The organism is Pelovirga sp. (assembly GCF_059864205.1).
Window position 1 is genome coordinate 1 of the sequence record NZ_JCBCBS010000043.1, and the last position, 18,385, is coordinate 18,385.

General features: G+C 53.8%; 18 protein-coding genes. 4 read left to right on the forward strand and 14 right to left on the reverse strand.

Features of this window, described 5'->3' with window-relative positions:
* Together AC6F7T_RS02245 and AC6F7T_RS02250 are read left to right on the forward strand one after the other, a co-directional pair.
* Positions 1 to 654 (forward strand): DUF2868 domain-containing protein (locus tag AC6F7T_RS02245; protein ID WP_500716340.1); only part of this gene is annotated, 654 nt, incomplete at its 5' end.
* Positions 654 to 2,087: a DUF3482 domain-containing protein gene (locus tag AC6F7T_RS02250; protein ID WP_500716341.1), complete on the forward strand. Its 1,434-nt coding sequence runs from the start codon at positions 654 to 656 to the stop codon at positions 2,085 to 2,087. The genes AC6F7T_RS02245 and AC6F7T_RS02250, both read left to right, overlap by 1 nt.
* Positions 2,088 to 2,211: 124 nt before the next feature.
* Here AC6F7T_RS02250 and AC6F7T_RS02255 read toward each other — a convergent pair whose 3' ends face one another.
* The 9 genes from AC6F7T_RS02255 to AC6F7T_RS02295 form a co-directional block, all read right to left on the reverse strand.
* Positions 2,212 to 3,654, reverse strand: a complete 1,443-nt coding sequence (locus tag AC6F7T_RS02255; protein WP_500716342.1) for an FAD-binding domain-containing protein — start codon at positions 3,652 to 3,654, stop codon at positions 2,212 to 2,214.
* A gap of 207 nt (positions 3,655 to 3,861) precedes the next feature.
* Positions 3,862 to 4,881 carry a glycine betaine/L-proline ABC transporter substrate-binding protein ProX gene (gene proX, locus AC6F7T_RS02260; protein WP_500716343.1) on the reverse strand — a complete coding sequence of 340 codons (1,020 nt, stop codon included), beginning with the start codon at positions 4,879 to 4,881 and terminating at the stop codon, positions 3,862 to 3,864.
* A gap of 33 nt (positions 4,882 to 4,914) precedes the next feature.
* On the reverse strand, positions 4,915 to 5,754 hold the full coding sequence (locus AC6F7T_RS02265; RefSeq protein ID WP_500716344.1) for an ABC transporter permease subunit: 840 nt from the start codon (positions 5,752 to 5,754) through the stop codon (positions 4,915 to 4,917).
* 3 nt (positions 5,755 to 5,757) lie between these two features.
* Positions 5,758 to 7,005, reverse strand: coding sequence for a glycine betaine/L-proline ABC transporter ATP-binding protein ProV (gene proV / locus AC6F7T_RS02270; protein WP_500716345.1), 1,248 nt, complete (start codon positions 7,003 to 7,005; stop codon positions 5,758 to 5,760).
* Between the two features lie 615 nt (positions 7,006 to 7,620).
* Positions 7,621 to 7,809 (reverse strand): hypothetical protein, encoded by a 189-nt coding sequence (locus AC6F7T_RS02275; RefSeq protein WP_500716346.1) that lies wholly within the window; start codon positions 7,807 to 7,809, stop codon positions 7,621 to 7,623.
* On the reverse strand, positions 7,806 to 8,768 hold the full coding sequence (gene hemH, locus AC6F7T_RS02280) for a ferrochelatase (RefSeq protein ID WP_500716366.1): 963 nt from the start codon (positions 8,766 to 8,768) through the stop codon (positions 7,806 to 7,808). The genes AC6F7T_RS02275 and hemH overlap by 4 nt, the downstream gene beginning before the upstream one ends.
* Positions 8,769 to 8,790: 22 nt before the next feature.
* A complete protein-coding gene (hemE, locus tag AC6F7T_RS02285) occupies positions 8,791 to 9,828 on the reverse strand; it encodes a uroporphyrinogen decarboxylase (RefSeq protein WP_500716347.1) in 1,038 nt (345 codons plus the stop codon).
* 108 nt (positions 9,829 to 9,936) lie between these two features.
* Entirely contained in the window at positions 9,937 to 11,046 is a 1,110-nt protein-coding gene (locus tag AC6F7T_RS02290; protein ID WP_500716348.1) for a radical SAM protein, read from the reverse strand.
* A gap of 137 nt (positions 11,047 to 11,183) precedes the next feature.
* Positions 11,184 to 12,257, reverse strand: coding sequence for a nitronate monooxygenase (locus AC6F7T_RS02295; RefSeq protein ID WP_500716349.1), 1,074 nt, complete (start codon positions 12,255 to 12,257; stop codon positions 11,184 to 11,186).
* A 148-nt stretch (positions 12,258 to 12,405) separates the two neighbouring features.
* Between AC6F7T_RS02295 and AC6F7T_RS02300 the strand changes: the two genes are divergently transcribed.
* Both AC6F7T_RS02300 and AC6F7T_RS02305 read left to right on the forward strand, forming a co-directional pair.
* The gene (locus tag AC6F7T_RS02300) at positions 12,406 to 13,359 is read left to right on the forward strand and encodes an ATP-binding protein (RefSeq protein ID WP_500716350.1); all 954 of its coding nucleotides are present in this window, start codon (positions 12,406 to 12,408) and stop codon (positions 13,357 to 13,359) included.
* A complete protein-coding gene (locus AC6F7T_RS02305; protein ID WP_500716351.1) occupies positions 13,356 to 14,060 on the forward strand; it encodes a response regulator in 705 nt (234 codons plus the stop codon). The genes AC6F7T_RS02300 and AC6F7T_RS02305 overlap by 4 nt, the downstream gene beginning before the upstream one ends.
* A 12-nt stretch (positions 14,061 to 14,072) precedes the next feature.
* On the opposite strand, the gene gspN is transcribed toward AC6F7T_RS02305, so the two are convergent.
* From gspN to AC6F7T_RS02330, 5 genes are read right to left on the reverse strand one after another with little or no spacing between them, the layout of a single operon-like run.
* Positions 14,073 to 14,951 carry a type II secretion system protein GspN gene (gene gspN / locus AC6F7T_RS02310; RefSeq protein ID WP_500716352.1) on the reverse strand — a complete coding sequence of 293 codons (879 nt, stop codon included), beginning with the start codon at positions 14,949 to 14,951 and terminating at the stop codon, positions 14,073 to 14,075.
* Entirely contained in the window at positions 14,948 to 15,466 is a 519-nt protein-coding gene (locus AC6F7T_RS02315; RefSeq protein WP_500716353.1) for a type II secretion system protein M, read from the reverse strand. Before AC6F7T_RS02315 ends, gspN begins: the two co-directional genes overlap by 4 nt.
* Positions 15,466 to 16,845 (reverse strand): type II secretion system protein GspL, encoded by a 1,380-nt coding sequence (gene gspL, locus AC6F7T_RS02320; protein WP_500716354.1) that lies wholly within the window; start codon positions 16,843 to 16,845, stop codon positions 15,466 to 15,468. Before gspL ends, AC6F7T_RS02315 begins: the two co-directional genes overlap by 1 nt.
* A 3-nt stretch (positions 16,846 to 16,848) precedes the next feature.
* Positions 16,849 to 17,796, reverse strand: coding sequence for a type II secretion system minor pseudopilin GspK (gene gspK, locus AC6F7T_RS02325; protein ID WP_500716355.1), 948 nt, complete (start codon positions 17,794 to 17,796; stop codon positions 16,849 to 16,851).
* Positions 17,793 to 18,383 carry a type II secretion system protein GspJ gene (locus AC6F7T_RS02330; RefSeq protein ID WP_500716356.1) on the reverse strand — a complete coding sequence of 197 codons (591 nt, stop codon included), beginning with the start codon at positions 18,381 to 18,383 and terminating at the stop codon, positions 17,793 to 17,795. Before AC6F7T_RS02330 ends, gspK begins: the two co-directional genes overlap by 4 nt.
* Between the last annotated feature and the right edge of the window lie 2 nt (positions 18,384 to 18,385).

Sequence of the window (18,385 nt, forward strand, 5' to 3'; positions counted from 1 at the left end):
GGCGTACTGATTTACGGGCTACTGCCGCGCTTGTTGCTGCTGGGTTGGGGGAGTTACCGGCTGCGCGCCGGACTGAAACAGCTTCCCTGCGACAGCGCCGCCTTCCGCCAGTTGCGCCGGCGCATGCTGACGCCGCTGGTACAAACAGAAGCGCAGCAGCAGATCCCTCCGCCGGCGGCGCGCCAACAGCCGACTCCGGCGCCAGGGCTGCGACAGACAGCACTGACCGGTAGCGGGCATCTGCTGATCATCCCTGACGAGTTGTGGGACCTTTGTCCTGTTGATCTTCTGGCTCCCCATCTGGCTGAACTTGACAAAAACAGCCCGCTGATACCGCTCCGTCACGGTGCCATCATGGAATCTTCCGGGGCTTTTCTCGATCAGGTCAGCAACACACTAAAAGCACACGACCTCGCCGGCATTGTTGTATTGCAGGAAGCCTGGCAACCACCGATCCGTGAGATCACCACCCTGCTCAGGCACCTGCGCTGGATTATTGGCAGTTCATCGCCCCTTTCGATCGCGTTGATCGGCAAGCCGGCTGCGGACAAACCATTGACCCCGGTTCAATCACAGGACCTGACTATCTGGCTGAAGACCACTAAAGCCCTGGCAGATCCCTATCTGGATGTTTTCCCCCTGGTGCGTAACTGATGACAACCGCTATTCCCATATTCGCCGTTATCGGCCACCCTAACGAGGGAAAATCCTCCGTTCTATCCACCCTGGCCGAAGATGATTCGGTCAGGATCAGTCCTGTTCCCGGTGAAACCACCGACATTCAAAGTTTTCCGGTGATCATTGATGGGCAGGAGCTTATCCGCTTTGTCGATACGCCGGGTTTTCAGAACCCGCGCCAGACCCTGACCTGGATGCAGTCCTATCAGGGGCCGACCGACCAACTGCTGCCAACCTTTATTGATGCGCATCGTGAAAACCCCGAATTTCATGATGACTGCGCTCTGCTGGCCCCGGTGGCAGCTGGAGCCGGGGTCATTTTTGTGGTTGACGGTTCACGGCCGTTGCGCAACATGGATAAAGCGGAGATGGAGATTCTGCGCCTGACCGGGGCGCCACGTTTGGCGGTGATCAACAGCAAGGGAGAGGACAGCAGCTATCTTGACAGTTGGCATGCCGAGTTTCGCAAGCACTTCAATGCCATCCGGGTTTTTAATTCATGTCGCGCCAACTACGTCCAGCGGATTGAGCTGTTGGAAAGTCTCAAAGCCATCGATCAGCAACTGGAACCGCTGCTGAAAAAAGTCATCACCACCTTTCAAAGGGACTGGCAAGCACGCAATCAGCGTAGCGCCGAGCTGATTGTTGAACTGCTGCGTGATGTCCTTGATTACCGTACCACGGCAACCTGCGGTACAAAGGACGATGAAACCTCGATCAAAAAGAAACTGACACAAGATTATCGGGACTACGTCAGTCGCAAAGAGCAACAGACCCGCAAGGCCATCCGCACCCTTTATAAACACAACATCTTTGATCTTGAGTTGCCTCCGCATTCGATCCTCCAGGAGGACCTGTTCAGCGACAAAACCTGGGAATTTCTGGGATTGACCAACAAACAGCTGGTTCTCGCCGGCGCCATCAGTGGCGCGACTATCGGTGCCGGTATCGACTTGGCCGCCGCCGGCGTCAGCTTCGGGGTGTTTTCAGCATTGGGAGGATTTCTCGGTGCCGCCGGCACCCTGTTTAAGGGGAAGGATCTGATTGACGGTTTTGAGTTACTTGGCTTCAAGGTTGGAGGCGAATCGATCCAGGTTGGTCCGGCGCGCAACATCCAGCTGCTGTTCATTCTGCTGGATCGCTGTCTGCTGTTCACCTCTCATGTCATCAACTGGGCCCATGGGCGCCGCGACTACGACCAGGCCGTCCTGCTTAGAGAGCAGGATGACGACAAAAAAGGCTTTACCAGCAACTGGAGCAATGACGATCGCAAGGTCTGCAGCCAGCTTTTTCATGCTCTGCAAAAACAGGATGCCGACATTCTGGGAAAAACCAGTGCTCGTCTTTATGAAATGATCGTCCGGCAACTGCAACAGCTGTCTGAAGATAGGCAATTCCAGAAATATTAGATAGATGCACTTTGCTCACACAAAGTCACGAAGGCACAAAGAGGGTTGATCAGTAAAAAAACTTCCTCAGATTTTCTCTGTGATCTTCGTGGCTTCGTGTGAGGTTGGTTTTTACAGGTACATATTAACCACTGTGGCGCATCTGCTGATAAGCGTCCAGCGCCCGCTGCCGTGACGCTTTCAGGTCGACTAGCGGCAGCGGATAATCCCGCCCCAGTACAATATTCGCCTGTTCCAGCAGCGCGATGGGGGCAGTCCAGGGGGCATGCAGGTATTTGTCAGGCAGTGCGGCAATCTCCGGAATATAGCGCCGGACATAGTCGCCGTGCGAATCAAACTTTTGCCCCTGGGTTACCGGATTAAAAATGCGGAAATAGGGGGCGGCATCGGCACCGCAACCGGCAACCCATTGCCAGCTCGCCGCATTGTTGGCCAGGTCGGCATCCACCAGACAGTCCCAGAACCAGCTTTCCCCCTGCTGCCAGGGGAGCATCAGGTTTTTCACCAGAAAAGAACCCACCACCATCCGTACCCGGTTGTGCATAAAACCGGTCTGCCACAGCTCGCGCATCCCCGCGTCGACCAGCGGATAACCGGTCAGCCCACCCTGCCAGGAGCGTAAACCCCCTTCATCCTTAAGCCAGGGAAAGCGCTGGAACTCGGCACGCAACGGCGATTCCGGCAGGTGCGGGTTATGGTAAAGCTGATAATAGGAAAATTCACGCCATGCCAGTTCACTGAAAAAATGGTCCAGATCAGCCTCCGGAATATTTTCCGTGGCTGCCGCCGTCAATAGAGCCTGACGGATCTGATGGGGGGAAATTTCACCAAAGTGCAGATGGGGCGATAACCTTGAAGTCTGCTCCAACGCTGGAAAGTCACGCCCCTGACGATAACCGTCGAGTCCGCCGGCGATAAAGTCATTGAGCCGCTGGTGCGCTCCTTTTTCCCCTGGTTGCCAGTGTTGCTCCAGTTTTTTATGCCAAGGCTGAGAAGGCAACAATGCCAACGCAGCAAGAGGGCAGCCGCCTGATATATTTGTTGCGGAATAAAAATGCAGCGCCGGTGCCTGCTCGAGAGGTGCTCTCGGAACAGTGCGACCGAGACAGCCTTTACGGTAGTAAGGGGTAAAGACCTTGTAGGGAGTAGCGTCCCCTTTGAGCACTTCCCAGGGTTCCCATAATAAGGATGCATTAAAACTCTGAACGCCAATGCCCGCTTGGTTCAGGGTCTCCTTGATCCGCCGATCGCGTGCAATCCGCCAGGGTTCATAGCAGCGATTCCAGAAAACCTTTTCTGCGCCGACCGCCCTGGTCAACCGCTGCAGGATGTCCTCGGCCTTCCCGGAAAAAAAAAGCAGGCGCCCCTGTAACTGCTGTTCAAGCTGGTGCAACGAACGGTGTGCCCACCAACGACTGGCACTACCCATGCGCCAATGACCTGATTCTTCGTCGTCAAGAATATAGACCGGTATGACAGCACCCTGCTGAGCGGCTGCTGTCAGACCCGGATTATCAGCCAGACGCAAATCCTGACGGAACCAGAAAATCACCGGGGTATCAATCATTTATGATTCCAGTACCTCAACAAAGCGGCTGTCATTCAACTGCTTGAATATCAAGATGTTCGAATAACAAACATAAAACAAAATTTCTCCACACGCAACCATTCACCTGTCGTCCTCACCCCAGGATCGGGGGTTGAACAGCTACGAAATTTTTTACCACCACCAGACCGGCTAATATGTGCCGGCCTGGTGGTGGTCTAGCTGTCGCTACTTGGCGGCGTTACGTGCTTCGGCCAGCCACCCGTCCCACTGTGAGCGATTCTTTTCGATCCACTCCTGGGCGTGACGCTCAACATCACGCTGACTGTTCTCGCCTTCATTCATTTTGGTATTCTGCTCGTTGATGTCGATCAGCGGCAAATTGAACACCTCGAAAAACCTTTTGGCAGCCGGATTTTTCTCAAGGAATTTCTTATTGGCAACAACCTGAATATCACTGACGACAAAACCGGCTTTTAGCGGATCGGTCACGGCTCCTTCAACACCACTGACGGTCATGCGATCGACGCCTGTCATCTGGACTTCACGAGGAATAATTTCCGGAACGTTGATCCACATGACATCGACACCCGGCTTCAACTTGAAAATGGTCCAGTTGGGAGCCCAGGTATAAAAGAAAACCGGCTTGCCGGCCTGGTAGCGGGCCAGAACATCTGCCATGCTGGCAGAGTAACCGGCCTTGATCGGATTGATATGATCGTCCAGATCGTATACGTCAAAGTGGTGAGTAATGACCTGTTCACATCCCCAGCCGGGAGGACAGGCCGTCAGATCAGCCTTGCCGTCACCATTGTCATCAAAGGCTTTCTTTACTTCAGGGCGCTTGAAATCATCCAGGGACTTAATGTTGAATTGCTCTACGTGCTTCTTGGACACCAGGTAACCCTGCAGGCCACCAGCCTTGGCTACGTAACCGACAATTTCGACATTACGCTCCCATCCGGCCGGCATCTGACCGACATGGTTGGGGAACCAGCCGTTAGTCCAGTAATCGACATCCCCGAGGAACACCGACTGATAAAATAGCGGATTGGTTAATTCCGTCGGTTGCCTGACATTATAACCCAATTCCGTCAGCCCGGCGCGCACCAGAGCCTCTTGAAAATAACCGGTATCCCAGGTTGCCCGGGAGGGTTTAACCGTGACTCCCTGCCCCGGCTTGTGCCCTCCGGCAAAAACCGGCGCTGCAAGCAGCACCATCAGCAAAAACAACAATAATTTCTTCATTCTTTTCTCCTTTTTGATGTGATTTAACGGGGATCATCTATTAGCCATCCCCTGGGTAATTCGATCCAGCACCATCGCCAGCAGCACGATAGCCAAACCGCCAATGGATGCCAGACCAATTTGTAATGAATTCAACCCCTGCACAACCGGGTTGCCGAGACCACCGGCACCGATCAAGGCGGCGATAACCACCATCGACAAGGCCATCATCAGGGTCTGATTCAAACCGGCCATAATCGATGGCATCGCCAGGGGGACCTGGACCTTGCGCAGCACCTGACCGGACGTAGCGCCAAAAGCCAGTGCCGCTTCGATCAGCTCGGGGTGCACCTGACGAATGCCGAGACTGGTCAGTCGCACGATCGGCGGCAAGGCAAAAACAATCGTCGCCAGAATTCCGGAAACGGTGCCGATACTGAACAGCATAACCACCGGCACCAAATAGACAAAGGACGGGACTGTCTGCATGGCGTCGAGACAGGGGCGTAAAAATGTCTGGAAGCGATCACTGCGACCCGACATGATCCCCAATGGAATTCCGATCAGGGCGCAGAAAAACACCGAGCTGATCACCATCGAAATAGTAATCATGGTGTCACGCCACAAGCCCAGATAGCCCACCAGGAAAAAGGACAATACCGTGAAAAGTGCCACCCGTTTACCGCCAAAACGCCAGGCAGCAACGGTGAACAGGAGGATAATGACCACCGGGGGCAAGGTGGTAAAAAACCATTCAAGTCCTTGCAGACTCAGCTCGATCGGGATCTTGATTCCCTGGAAAAAATCGCGATAATTCATGACCAGCCAGGTGACAAAAGTCTGGATCCAGCTATCAAGAGGAATCAACTGTTCTTCAAAAGTAAAAAATTTCATCGGTTAAACCCCTTCTATTGCTGCCTGATCCGTATCCGCCGTTTCTTCCGGTTGATTACGGTGCAGGGTTTTCAAAAACAGGTTTTTGGAAATGGCCCCCAGATACTTGCCGTTCTCATCGATAATCGGCAAAGCTGACGGATGGGCAGCAACTTCCGGAAGAATATCCTGCATTGAGGCGGTAGCCGGCGCTGGGACAACCTCCTTGATATAGGCATCTGTCAGTCGGGGTTCGCGATCAGATTGATCAATCAGGTCACGCAATCCATCGGCCGACACCAGCCCGAGATATTTACGTTCACTATCGATAACGTAACCGTATTCCCGGTCATTTTTGATCAGACGCTGCAAGGCAGCGCGGGGGTTTTTGCCATCGGTAGCGATAATGGTCACCTGACTATCGGTGGCGATATCACCGGCAGTGAGGATATTGGTAGGGTCAACGCCGCGAAAGAAGGCCCGGACATAGTCATCGGCAGGGTTCTGCAGTATTTCTTCCGGGGTGCCGACCTGCACGACGCGCCCACCTTCCATGATGGCAATCCGGTCACCGATCCGCATCGCCTCGTCAAGATCATGGGAGATAAAAACCACGGTTCTTTTGACCTTTGCCTGGAGCTTAAGCAATTCATCCTGCATTTCCGTACGAATCAATGGATCAAGGGCAGAGAAGGCCTCATCCATCAATAGAATGTCAGGATCAACTGCCAATCCCCGTGCCAGGCCGACACGCTGCTGCATACCGCCTGATAGTTCCTTGGGAAATGATTGGGCATAGGGGGCCAGGCCTACCTGGTCAAGGGCTTCGAGGGCGCGCTCTTCACGTGCTTTTTTATTCGCGCCGTCCAGCTCCAGACCAAATGCGGCATTCTGCAATACCGTCAGATGCGGCATCAGGGCAAATGACTGGAAGACCATGCTCATTTTCTTACGCCGCATCGTGACCAGCTGATCGTCACTCATGGCGGTGATATCCTCGCCGTCAATAAGAACCTGGCCGGAAGTCGGTTCAATCAGGCGGTTCAGCATGCGCACCATGGTCGACTTGCCGGAACCGGACAACCCCATGATGACAAATATCTCTCCGGTACGAATGTCAAAGCCGGCAGACTGGACACCAACTGTTGCCCCTGTTTTTTCGTGGATGTGTTCCTTCTCGTGCCCTTCATCAAGCATTTTCATCGCCTGCTTGATGTTAGCGCCAAAGACCTTGTAAAGATTTTTAACACTGATTTTGATGTCCTGATCCATCTGTGCTCCTGTCATGGGAATGCAATGTCTACAGGACGTTTTCCTTGAAAAAAGGGGACGTCCGTAACAATTCCTGACGAAACAGAAATTTCTGACGGAATTTTTTTGCGGGCACAACAGACCCCGAAAAGAAATCGCCTGCAGCGGCAGGAACTAACTTATTTGTTTTGTATCTGTTCAGCACCGGATCTTCGGATCCTATGTCAAGAGACGCGATTGTTTCCTGTTGGGTCATCCCTGACCGCTTGTTGTCGCCGTCCATGGCGACAAACACCCTTGCCACAGGACCCCTGACCCTGCGCAAGGATAGTGCTGAATAGTTACTTTGTTTTTTTATAAAGAGGTAGAGCAACCCGCGACCCGGTTTGATCGAACGACACAAACCAGGCGCTACTCTTATTTGGGATGAAAATCTTCGGAAATACCACGCGGGGCAGCATCCTCAACGATTTTCATGCGGGATCAGGCGAAACACCCTGGCGAGGCGCGGCCTGTAAACCATGCACTATAATGGAATATCGTTGAAAAATCAAATAGCTGTTGATTTTTAATTGGTTGGCTGTGGCGATAAGACAAGTGAAGGACAAGTGTTAATGAAACACTTAAAGGCCGGCATCAGTTAAAACAATCGCTGCGGTACATCATCGCCAGACGGCCACGACCGGCAAGGCAAACAGGACAAACCCTGCCGGCATCACCATACTCCTGCCTTGCCAGGTGCAGCCCGGCGATTTCGGCCGGCTCAGTCAAGGGCTGATCGGGATCAAACAGGTGATTGCACAAAAGGCATTGTTGCTGTTTCATGCGCGGCTAGACTGAACCAATGCGGCCATGGCATCGAGGAAATCATCATTGTCATTCAGGGAAGGAGCACGGCAGAAGTTGACGACACCGGCGCTGACCGCCAGTTCACGGTACTCCATGTCGATCTCTTCGAGGGTTTCGATATGGTCGGAGACAAAAGAAATGGGCACCATCAACAGGGACTGATGACCGGCGGCAGCAATACGGGTGATTTCCTCCTCGGTGCCCGGCTCCATCCATTTAACCGGGCCGCTGCGGCTCTGGTAGGCGATGGACCAGGCGTAATTGCCGACCCGCTCCATCACTCCCTTTGCCGTTTCCTCCACCTGTTGCTGGTAGGGATCACCACGATCAATAAATTTCTGCGGCAGGGCGTGGGCGGAAAAAAGAATCTGCACATCGTCACGCATCAGCTCGTGAAAGGTCTCCAGCCCCTCGCGTACGCGATTGGCCAGGGAATCAAGATACAACGGCCAGTCGTGCCACTGTTCAATGACCCGATATTCCAGCTCCGGATATATTTGGGCAACGGTACGCTTGAAATCGTTAACGCTGCTACCGGTGGTGGCACCGGTATAGTGAGGATACATGGAAAGCACGGTAGCGCGGGTGACACCCTCAGCTTTGAGCTGCGCAAGGACCTCTGTAGCGAAGGGGTGCCAGTAACGCATCACCACGTAAGGGACAACCTCTTCTCCCAGCCTTTCGGCAATTCCCCTGGCCTGTTTCTGCGTCCACTCGAGCAATGGTGATTTGCCGCCGATGGCGCGGTAGTTTTCCACCACTTTTTTCGCCCGAAAGTAGGAAATCAGCCGCGCAAAAGGCTTCTGCAGTACAGCACCGGCAGGCAACTGGATCAGTTCACGATCGGAGAACAAATTGTAGAGAAACGGCCGCACCGCCTCCAGAGAATCGGGGCCGCCCATGTTGAGCAGGATCAGGGCATGTTTCGATTCCACAGACATTCGAATCTCCAATGATCTATTTCTGACTCAACCGATGCACACACTCGACCAGATGAATCGCGTTCTCCGCTGGTACCGTCGGCAGAATACCGTGACCCAGGTTAAAGATAAAACCGGGGCGACCAGCATTTTCATTCAAAATCCGCTGGACTTCTTGCTCGATATAATCTTTCGGTGCATAGAGTACGGTTGGATCAAGATTGCCCTGCACCGCCACGTCGTCACCGAGGATCGCCCGAGCCTTATCAAGGTTAACATGCCAGTCAAGGCCGATGACATCACTACCGGCAGCCTTGACCAGTTCGAGCATGGTACCGCCGTTTTTGACGAAGTAGATAATCGGAATGTCCTTACGATCAAGTCCGTCAATCAAATTCTTCACGTAGGGCAGATTGTAACGCTCAAAATCATGGGGAGCCAGAAGGCCACCCCAGGTATCAAAAATCTGTATCGCCTGGGCACCGGCGGCAATCTGCATATTCAGATAGCGGCGATCCATCTCCGTAACCTTTTTCATCAGCTCGTCATAGAGGGGAAAGTCGCTGTACATCATCTGCTTGAGGCTGGCGAAATCTTTACTTCCCTGTCCTTCAACCATGTAGCATGCCAGGGTAAAAGGGGCACCACCAAAACCGATGAGGGGAACGCGCCCTGCAAAAGCAGCGCGCAAACGCTTGATGATCTCAGGCACATAGGAGACCGCCGTGGCCATATCCTCCGGCACCACCAGGGCATCGACATCTGCTTTGGTACGCACCGGATTGGCAAACACCGGGCCCGGCACAAAATCAAGCTCCAGCCCCATTGGCTCCAGCGGTGTCAGGATGTCGGAAAAGAGAATGGCGGCATCAGCGTTAAGAATATCAATTGGTTGGATCGTTACTTCCGCTGCCCGCGCCGGATCTTTACACAAATCAAGGAAAGTACCACCCCCTTGCGCGCGCACTTCCTTGTACTGGGATAAATAACGCCCGGCCTGGCGCATCAGCCAGACCGGTACCCGGTCAACCGGCTGACGCCGGCAGGCTTTGATAAAATTGTAGTCGCTGGTCATAGAGCGTTCTCCTTATAATTTCGCTAGCTGAATATTGAAGTTTTTGTAGTAAGGGCCCCTCTTGTCGAGACCCGAGCAGAAAACACCGGGCGGGCACACGACCCGCCACTACGTCTTTATTTCACTCGTGTTTGCTTCTTCCGCCAGCCGTTTGCGGGTTTTTGGCGGGATGTAATTGCAGAAGGGTTCTTCGGCCATATAATCACCGTAGACAGCATCGGCGCGGGCGCGGCAACCGCCACAGACATTGACATATTCACACTCGCCGCACTTGCCGGTGTATTTACTGGAATCACGCAGATCGTTAAAAACCTTGGAGTTGAACCACAGCTCCTTGAAGGGAATCTGCTTGACATTGCCGACGGACGAATGGAAATAGGAGCAGGGCTTGAGGTTGCCGAAGCAATCGATCAGGCAGATTGACTGGGCAGCGATACACCCCTTCCCGCCTCCGGTCGAAAAGGTCAGGCTCCGGCGTTTGAAGTCGATCCCCTCTTCCTTGGCTTTTTGTGGAACAATGCGATAGTAGTGCGGCGCACAGGTCGGCCGCATCAAAATATCTTCCTCGTTCTTCTCCTGCTCATAGTGCCAGGTGAGGATTTCCTCGTAGTCTTCCGGGGAAATCAGCTCGCTCATAATCTCTTCGCCGCGCCCGGTCGGCACAATCATGAACATATACCAGGCGGTTGCTCCCAGCTCCTTGGCCACCCGGAAGGTGGCAGCGATATCATGTTGGTTGCGCTTGGTAAAGGAAGAATTGATCAGAAAAGGGATGCCGTTACGCTTTAAGGTTTCTGCTCCGCGCACAACGCCTGCGAAGGCGCCGGGAGAGCTACGGAAGTTATCGTGAATTGCCACCGTCGAACCGTCCAGCGAAAGAGAGACCATCTTGATATCGGCACTCTTCATCTCAGCACACACCGCATCGGTAATCAGGGTGCCATTGGTCGCCATGCACATGCGTAAGCCTTTGGATGTGCCGTAGCGGGCGATCTCGAAGATATCGTCACGCATCAGCGGCTCACCACCGGACAACACCATCACCGGCTTACTCACCTCACAAATATCATCAATCAGCTTGAACGCTTCCTGGGTAGTAAAGTCACCAGCTGAGGATGTTAATTCGGAGGAACAGCGACAATGAACGCAACTTAAATTGCAGCGTTGGGTGCTCTCCCAGGCAATCCATTTGGGAATATATTCTTTGTGTTTTGCCATATCGTCTCCTTGAAGTTGATTCGGACGCATGACTTTACTACCGAATGTCTTCCAGTTCAATCATTCTCGTGCAGATCCGTACAGATCATTTCGCATTGAACTCGGCAAGGGAGTGGTGAAACTCACTGCGGGGAAAGTCAATCCGTCTGGTTCGGTGGAAACAGTTCGGCAAAAACTTCTTTCACCGTTGAAATGCGATCAGCTTTCCAGGCGTTGGTACCGCAGAATATCAACCCCGTTTCGCGATCCCCTTTTTGTGCCCGATCCAGGGCCTGGACAATACAGAAACGTTCCTGATGATCACGGTAGGCACATTTTTTCAGACAGCCCACCGGACAGTGAAGATCTTCATCCAGATCGCGCTGCCGAATCGCCGCGACATTGCCGATCAGGGCACGTCCCGGCAGGCCGGCGGGGCTCATCATCAGGCCAATATCGGAAGGGGTGCAGTCAAGATAAGCCTGCTTAAAGGCATCATCGGCGTCACACTCTTGCGTGACAACAAAGCGCGAAGCCATCTGCACGGCATCCGCCCCTTCAGCAAGAGCATGTTCGAGATCTTCACGATCCCAGACACCCCCGGCAGCAATAATCGGGATATGCAGATTCCACTCGCTGCTGAAGTACTCCTTGACGGCACGCACCGTGGCATACTGGTCGTACTCGCCCGAGCCGATTTTTTCCGGTTTTTCGCCCAGATGACCCCCGGCGGTATCGGGATCTTCCACCACAACAGCATCGGGCAATCGTCCGTAACCTTTGTGCCATTTGCGTGCGATCAGCTGCGCTGCCTTCAATGAGGAAACGATAGGAACCAGCGCCACATCGGGATAATCAACGGTCAACCCGGGCAGACTCAAGGGCAAACCAGCACCACTGATGATCAGCTTCGCCCCCCCTTCACACGACGCCCTGACCGCATCATCATAGTTGCTCACCGCCACCATACAATTAACCCCGATAACACCATTGGGAGCTATCTCGTAGGCCTTGCGCAGTTCGTCGAGCAACGCCTGGCGATCATCGGCAAAATAGTTTTCACCGGTCGCCGTGTCACTCCCCAAGGCCAGGCCGGGAGTTGCGATGACGCCAATGCCGCCATTCAGGGCAACATGACCGGCCAAACGATAACCGGATACCCGCACTCCCATGCCGCCCTGTATCAGGGGATATGGTACGCTGTGTTTACCGATAGTCAATCCTTTAACCATAGAGTTTGTTACTCCCTGTGCTAGTATAGATCCTTATCGACCCGCGCTGAGGATAGTATCGCAAACACCTCGCAATAAATGTAATACTTGTGTAAAAACTGATGGATAGGTCGTCATTGTGTAACAGGACAAAGGTTCGGATAATTCCATGAAGCTGTTTCGCCGCTTGTTTCATCCACTTTTCACCTTCATCGGTATTCAGATTCTCTGGATCATGGTGCTGGTTTTCTGGATCTACTGGTTTCTCGGACGGCATCGTCAACTAAAAGAACTGGCTGCCGAGTTTCAGGCCGAGTGGTTATCGCAAAAGACCGACTGGCTGATTCTGGCCGAAGGGATTGCGCTGCTGGTCGCTATTCTGGTTGGTATTTATGTTATTTTTATCTACTGGCGCAAGCAGAGCGCCCTTTACAAGGCGCAACAACGCTTTATCAGTCAGGTGACTCACGAACTCAAATCACCCCTGGCATCGCTGCAACTTCACCTCGATACGATCCAGATGCGCCCCCCCACCCATGACCAGCTCAACCAGTTTGTCACGTTGATGAAAAAAGACTGCATCCGGCTCGAAGGCATGGTCAACAACCTGCTTAACGCCAACAGTATCCAGCACAAGGATTCACTGCTCAACCTTCAGCGCGGCAACCTATCAAGCATGATCGAAACCTATCTGCGCAGTAAACGCTCGCTGCTTCCCGCCGGCACCGATATTGACTGGACAATTGAACCGGGGCTGGTTGCCCGCTTTGATGCCGATGCCCTGGAAACCGTATTGCGCAACCTGATTGAAAATGCTGTTCTCTATAGCGAAGGGCCGGCACGCATTCGCGTTGAAATGAGACGTAACGCCAGCATGGCTCATCTGATTTTCAGTGATTCCGGCTATGGAATCCCACATCCGTTGCGCAAGAAGGTTTTCAAGATGTTTTATCGAATTCGCTATCCGGGGAAAAGCATTCACGGCAGCGGTCTTGGGCTTTTCATTGTTTATAATATCGTCAAACTGCATAATGGCCGCATCTGGCTGGACACCTCGGCACAACAACAGGGGAGCACCTTTCATCTGCTATTCCCCCTTATCTGCACAAGGCAACCGGAATGACCGATTCTATCCCTGTGCTCCTCGTCGAAGATGAACCCCATCTGGCCCATGGACTGATCTACAACCTCGAAGCTGAAGGGTATCTGGTGACCCATGTAACGACCGGAGAGGAAGCACTCAAGATCCTGCAGCACACACCCTATGCCCTGGTGATTCTCGACCTGACATTGCCGGGAATGGACGGGCTGAAGGTATGTGATCAGTTACGTGAAGATGGGAATACAATACCAATCTTGATGCTGACAGCGCGCGATTCGCAGCAGGACCGCATTGCCGGTCTGAGCACCGGTGCCGATGATTACTTGACCAAGCCGTTCAATCTCAAAGAATTTCTGCTGCGGGTTGCCAGTCTGTTGCGTCGTGGGCAATGGCCGCCGGCAGAAAAGCAGTTGCCCCGCTATTCCTTTGGTGACAACCTCATCGACCTGGATACGCACCAGGCAACAACAGGGCAAGGAACAATCGATCTGACCGAGCTGGAGCTGAAAATGCTGCGCTTGTTTATTAACAACGAGGGAAAGGTGTTGACGCGGGCGGAACTGCTCAAGCAGGTGTGGGGTTTTTCGCCAACAACCGAAACCCGGACGCTGGACAACTTTGTGGTGCGCTTGCGTAAATATTTTGAAACCGACCCGGCCAATCCGCGCTACTTTAAAACCGTGCGCGGGCGCGGTTACCGTTTTGTCAAAAATCCGCGCTGACCATGAAAACCGTCAACGCATCAACGGGCGCGCTACCGTGCCGCCAATTTGCAGGGTGTAGCTGCCATCGGCGCCGGGACGTATGCCGGTCAGCATCAGCAGATCACGAATATTCTCCGGTGTCTGACGCGTCGGATGCAAGCGCACATTGAGATTGATTCGTGTCTGTTCCGGCGTTGCGCCAATGAGCAGGGTGCCGCCTCCACTCAGCTCAAGAACCCCACCGCTAGCTACCAACTGTTCAACACTCACCCGCGACTCACTGAAATGCCCATTGATCTGCAGCTGCCCCAGGGAAACATCGGCCGGCAGACCAATCCGCTCAAGACCAAGCACCAGGGCATCGCGGATGTCGGCATTAAAACGTCCTCCACCCTGCGCCCCCGGTGATAATAGTTCTTCCCCGATCAAGCGCAAGTTGAGCGCGCCACCGAGACGGTAGGACAGATCCGACTCCTGTAGATCGAGCAGGCTCAGATCCTGCAAACTGAGATTAACGTTACCGTTACGCCACACGCGGGCACTGACATCACCTTGAGCTATAAAGCCTTTCAAGTGAACCGCCTGATTCAGTGTCAGCAGCGATGTCCACAGCGGAGTCAGGCGCAAATCATCAACTACCAGCGGGATCATCCCGGGCTGATCCGGGTAGATAGTCAAGTCAAATTTGATGCCCAACGGCATCAGCATCGTCGCCTGCTCGCCATGCAGGCGCAGTCCGGTTTCCCGGGATATTTGCTGCACCAGTCGCTGCTGCAGCACCTCTGCCGGAAAAAACACCCAGAAGGAGAAAAAGCTGCTAACACAGAACAGCACCAGACAGATACCAAACAGCCTTAAGCTACTGTTCGGCCCGCGCCCTGATAACAAGTTGCCAAGAGTATTTTTCATGCCCGCTCCAGAGACATCAGCACCAGATTGACATCCAGCCGCGAACGATCATCAAAACGTGGGCGCACCCGCAAGGAACGTACCTGGATTCCGTGGCTGCGGTGTTCTGCCGCATGCAGAAAGCCAACCAGTTGACTTAAAGTGACCCGTTCAAGACGAATCTCCACCGTCTGCTGGCGAAAACCACCCTGTACCACATCAGGTTGCGGACGCATGGAGAGCAACTGTTCGCGCACCCCCATCTGTTTGGTCAGATTTTCAACCTGGGAAAAAAGGGGACGGCCAGAGCGCTGCTGCGACTCGATGCCCGCCAGTTGTTGGCGCAACTGGTCTATTTCCTGGCCCAGGATTGCCACCCGCTCAAGATTGCGTCGCTGCCCGTCAATGCGCCGATCAAGGCTCTGCATGGCATTCATGTAGGGATTAAGCAGCACCAACCAGATCAGGATGACAGCCAGAATAACCATCCCTGCCAGGACGATGATGCGTTCACGTTCGTCGAGTCTGACGATCATCACGGCCTCCCTGTTGCGATAGCCAGGCGCATTTCAAAATCAACACGAACATTGTCTGTTGCCAGTCGTGCATTGGTAATAGTCACCTCACGAAACAAGGGTCGGGCACCCAATACTTCAGCAATCTGATTGACCGCATCAAAAGATTCAGCTGATCCGGCAATCCGTGTTTCGTCGGCACTGTAATTGAAGTCCTGCAGCTCAATGCGTAAATCAGCGTTGATCGCATCAGACAATTCGCGCAACACCGCAACGGCACCTCGGCCATCGAGTCCAAGCATCTGCACATCGGTGAGCAATTGCTGGCGTAGACTCTCCATCTGCAAGGGAATATCAACAATGGCGCCGGAAGGCACCACCTGCCTGAAGATGCGATTGAGTTGCGCCGCCAGTTCCGCCTCTTCAGCTGATCTCTGCAGATAACTCAAATGCATGGTTAGCGCTCCGCCAAGCATTACCAGGATCAGCAACACCGCCGCAACGATCAACTTCGGCCGCAACATCTGCAGTTGCCCGCGGGCGGCAAATTCGCCCTGGCGAAAGTTAAGCTGGCCGCTTTTTTTGCTGCGCAGCTCTGCCAGCGCCAGGAGCGCGGCTGGAGCCATTTCTCGCGGCAGGTCGGTTCCGAATACCTCAGCTGCTGGTGCCAGAATCTCCCGTCCGGAGGCTTGAAGATACTGATATAATTGATCAGTTACACCGGCGCCCATAATCCAAAGTGGAAGTTCTTCCTGCTCCAGGGCATATTCAAGCTGACTGACCTGCTGGCTGATAAAGTCATAAAGCTCTTCATCAGCCAGCTCAGTTGTGCCGGGTAGCAGACGATAATCTTCCAACCTGCCACCGACAATCAGGGCAACAACCACCTCAACCCGACGACAGTAAATCAGCACCCCATCCTGCTCTGCCAACGCCGGCAACAGAGCAAAGGGAAACATATCTACACGCCCGGGATTTTGCTCAGGATCGGGAAAATGATCGAGGAGATCGGTAATTTCCAGTTTATTGACAACCACCGCATCCACTTCATAATCGTTATCACCGGGACGCGGCGGCAGGTAGGAAACCAGCTTTTCTTCCAATGAAACCGGCAACTGCGCCGACAAAGCCAGAGGCAATGCTGCTTCTATCTTACGTTTTTCACGGAAAGGGAAGCGCAGGCGCCGAAACAGACCAACCCGTGCCGGCAGGGCGGTAACCACCCGATCGGTCAGGGCGGTCTTGCCGGCAAGAATCTCCGCGAGTGCCGCCCGGGATTCTTCAGGTGAGCTGTATGCACGCCGTTCAAGATCTATCTTGATCTTACCCGCAGTCATCTGCAGCAGGGCAACCCGCACTTCAACCCCCTCCAGATCAATACCGATAAAGCGTTTTGACATAGTCTATTCCATCTTCAAACTCAGCAGGATATTTCCCTGTTTAGCGACAACGGCCTGAGCGCGCCGACTGCCCTGATTAACCCGCCCCAGACTTTCAATCTGATAAACCGCGCCCTGAACGGTTACCGACCCCTGGCTCCAGGCCGTTGACCAGCGCGGGCCTATTCCTTCAACCAGTGCCAGATCTGCCAGCTCTTTAAAAGCTGTAGTTTCACGGTATTGGACCAGTACATCCATGTCCGGCCGGTCAAAAATAATCGCCACATTACCCGCTGCTGCCGAGTGCTGCCAGGCCAGCAACACTTCCACCGGTGCCGTATTGACATTGATCGGCTCAGCGCCAACAACCCGGATAAAGGGGCGCAGGGCGGTGAGCACCTCCTCATCGAAGCCGCGTACCAGATGAAGCTCATCAAGAGCCGTCAACTTGGCACCACGGCGACTATAGGGTGGCGTTTGGCGGTTGTAATAGGCATCGTCTGCCGTCATCACCGCCAGATCAGCATGAAACCAGTTCACCAAGGCATCAGCCAGAGCGCGCGCTGCCACCGAATCGACCTGCAGAACCTCTTCACACAGGGCGACGAAGCGATGATAACCGGGTAATGGATTGCCGCGCGCGTCACCAACAAAATTAATATTCAGCCGCCCGCTCAAGTCCTCAATCTTGAGGCTGACATCACCCTCACCCACCGGGATGCCGGCAAGAAGTTCCCCCCAAAACTCGGACGGATGATCGAACTGATTACGATCTTCCTGCAGAATAATGCGCGCCGCTTCAACCCCGCCCCGGGCAATATAGTAGGCCTTCGAGCGATCACGAAAGGTTTCGACCGAACGCAAATCCACCAGCGTCGAAAAAGAAAACTCAATCAACAGTGAACTGAGCAGTGCCACGACGGCCAGGACAATGAGCAGGGCCATTCCTTTTTCATTTATCAACGGACTCATCCGCGCCCTCCGGTCAGCACGAAGCTGCTGCGAAAAGGGGCTGAACCATCGTGGGCGGAATCAACCTCAAACTGGAATTCAACCATCTGCGGTGGCTGGTTGCTTGTCCAACTGGTGTGCCATTGACCCGCCGCATAATAACGGATGCCGAAGGTCTTCAATCCGGAGATGAAGACCAGGGGTTCGGAAGCAGCCAGATTAGCCAGCAGCATTTCCTCGCTGCGATAAAGAGTAAGACTCCCCTCCTCCTGGCGCAATTCGTAACGCACCCGCGACAATCCGCCCCGTTGACGTTGCAGTGGAGACACCAGTTCGGTATTGAACTCAAGATAAACCGTACCCTGAACAGTAGTTCCACCCTCAAGTACCGACCGATCGCCCAATGCGGTCATCCGCATGCTGCTGAGCTCACCACCGACCCGGTCGAAAAAAATCCGCGCCTGATGGTAGAGAATTCCCTCATCCTCGAGACGATCTCGCGCCGCACTAACGGCACCGAAGACGCCGTAAATACTGCTGAGCAACAACCCGCCGATCAAAACCGCAAGCATCACCTCGATGAGGGTAAAACCGCCAGAGCTCCGCATCG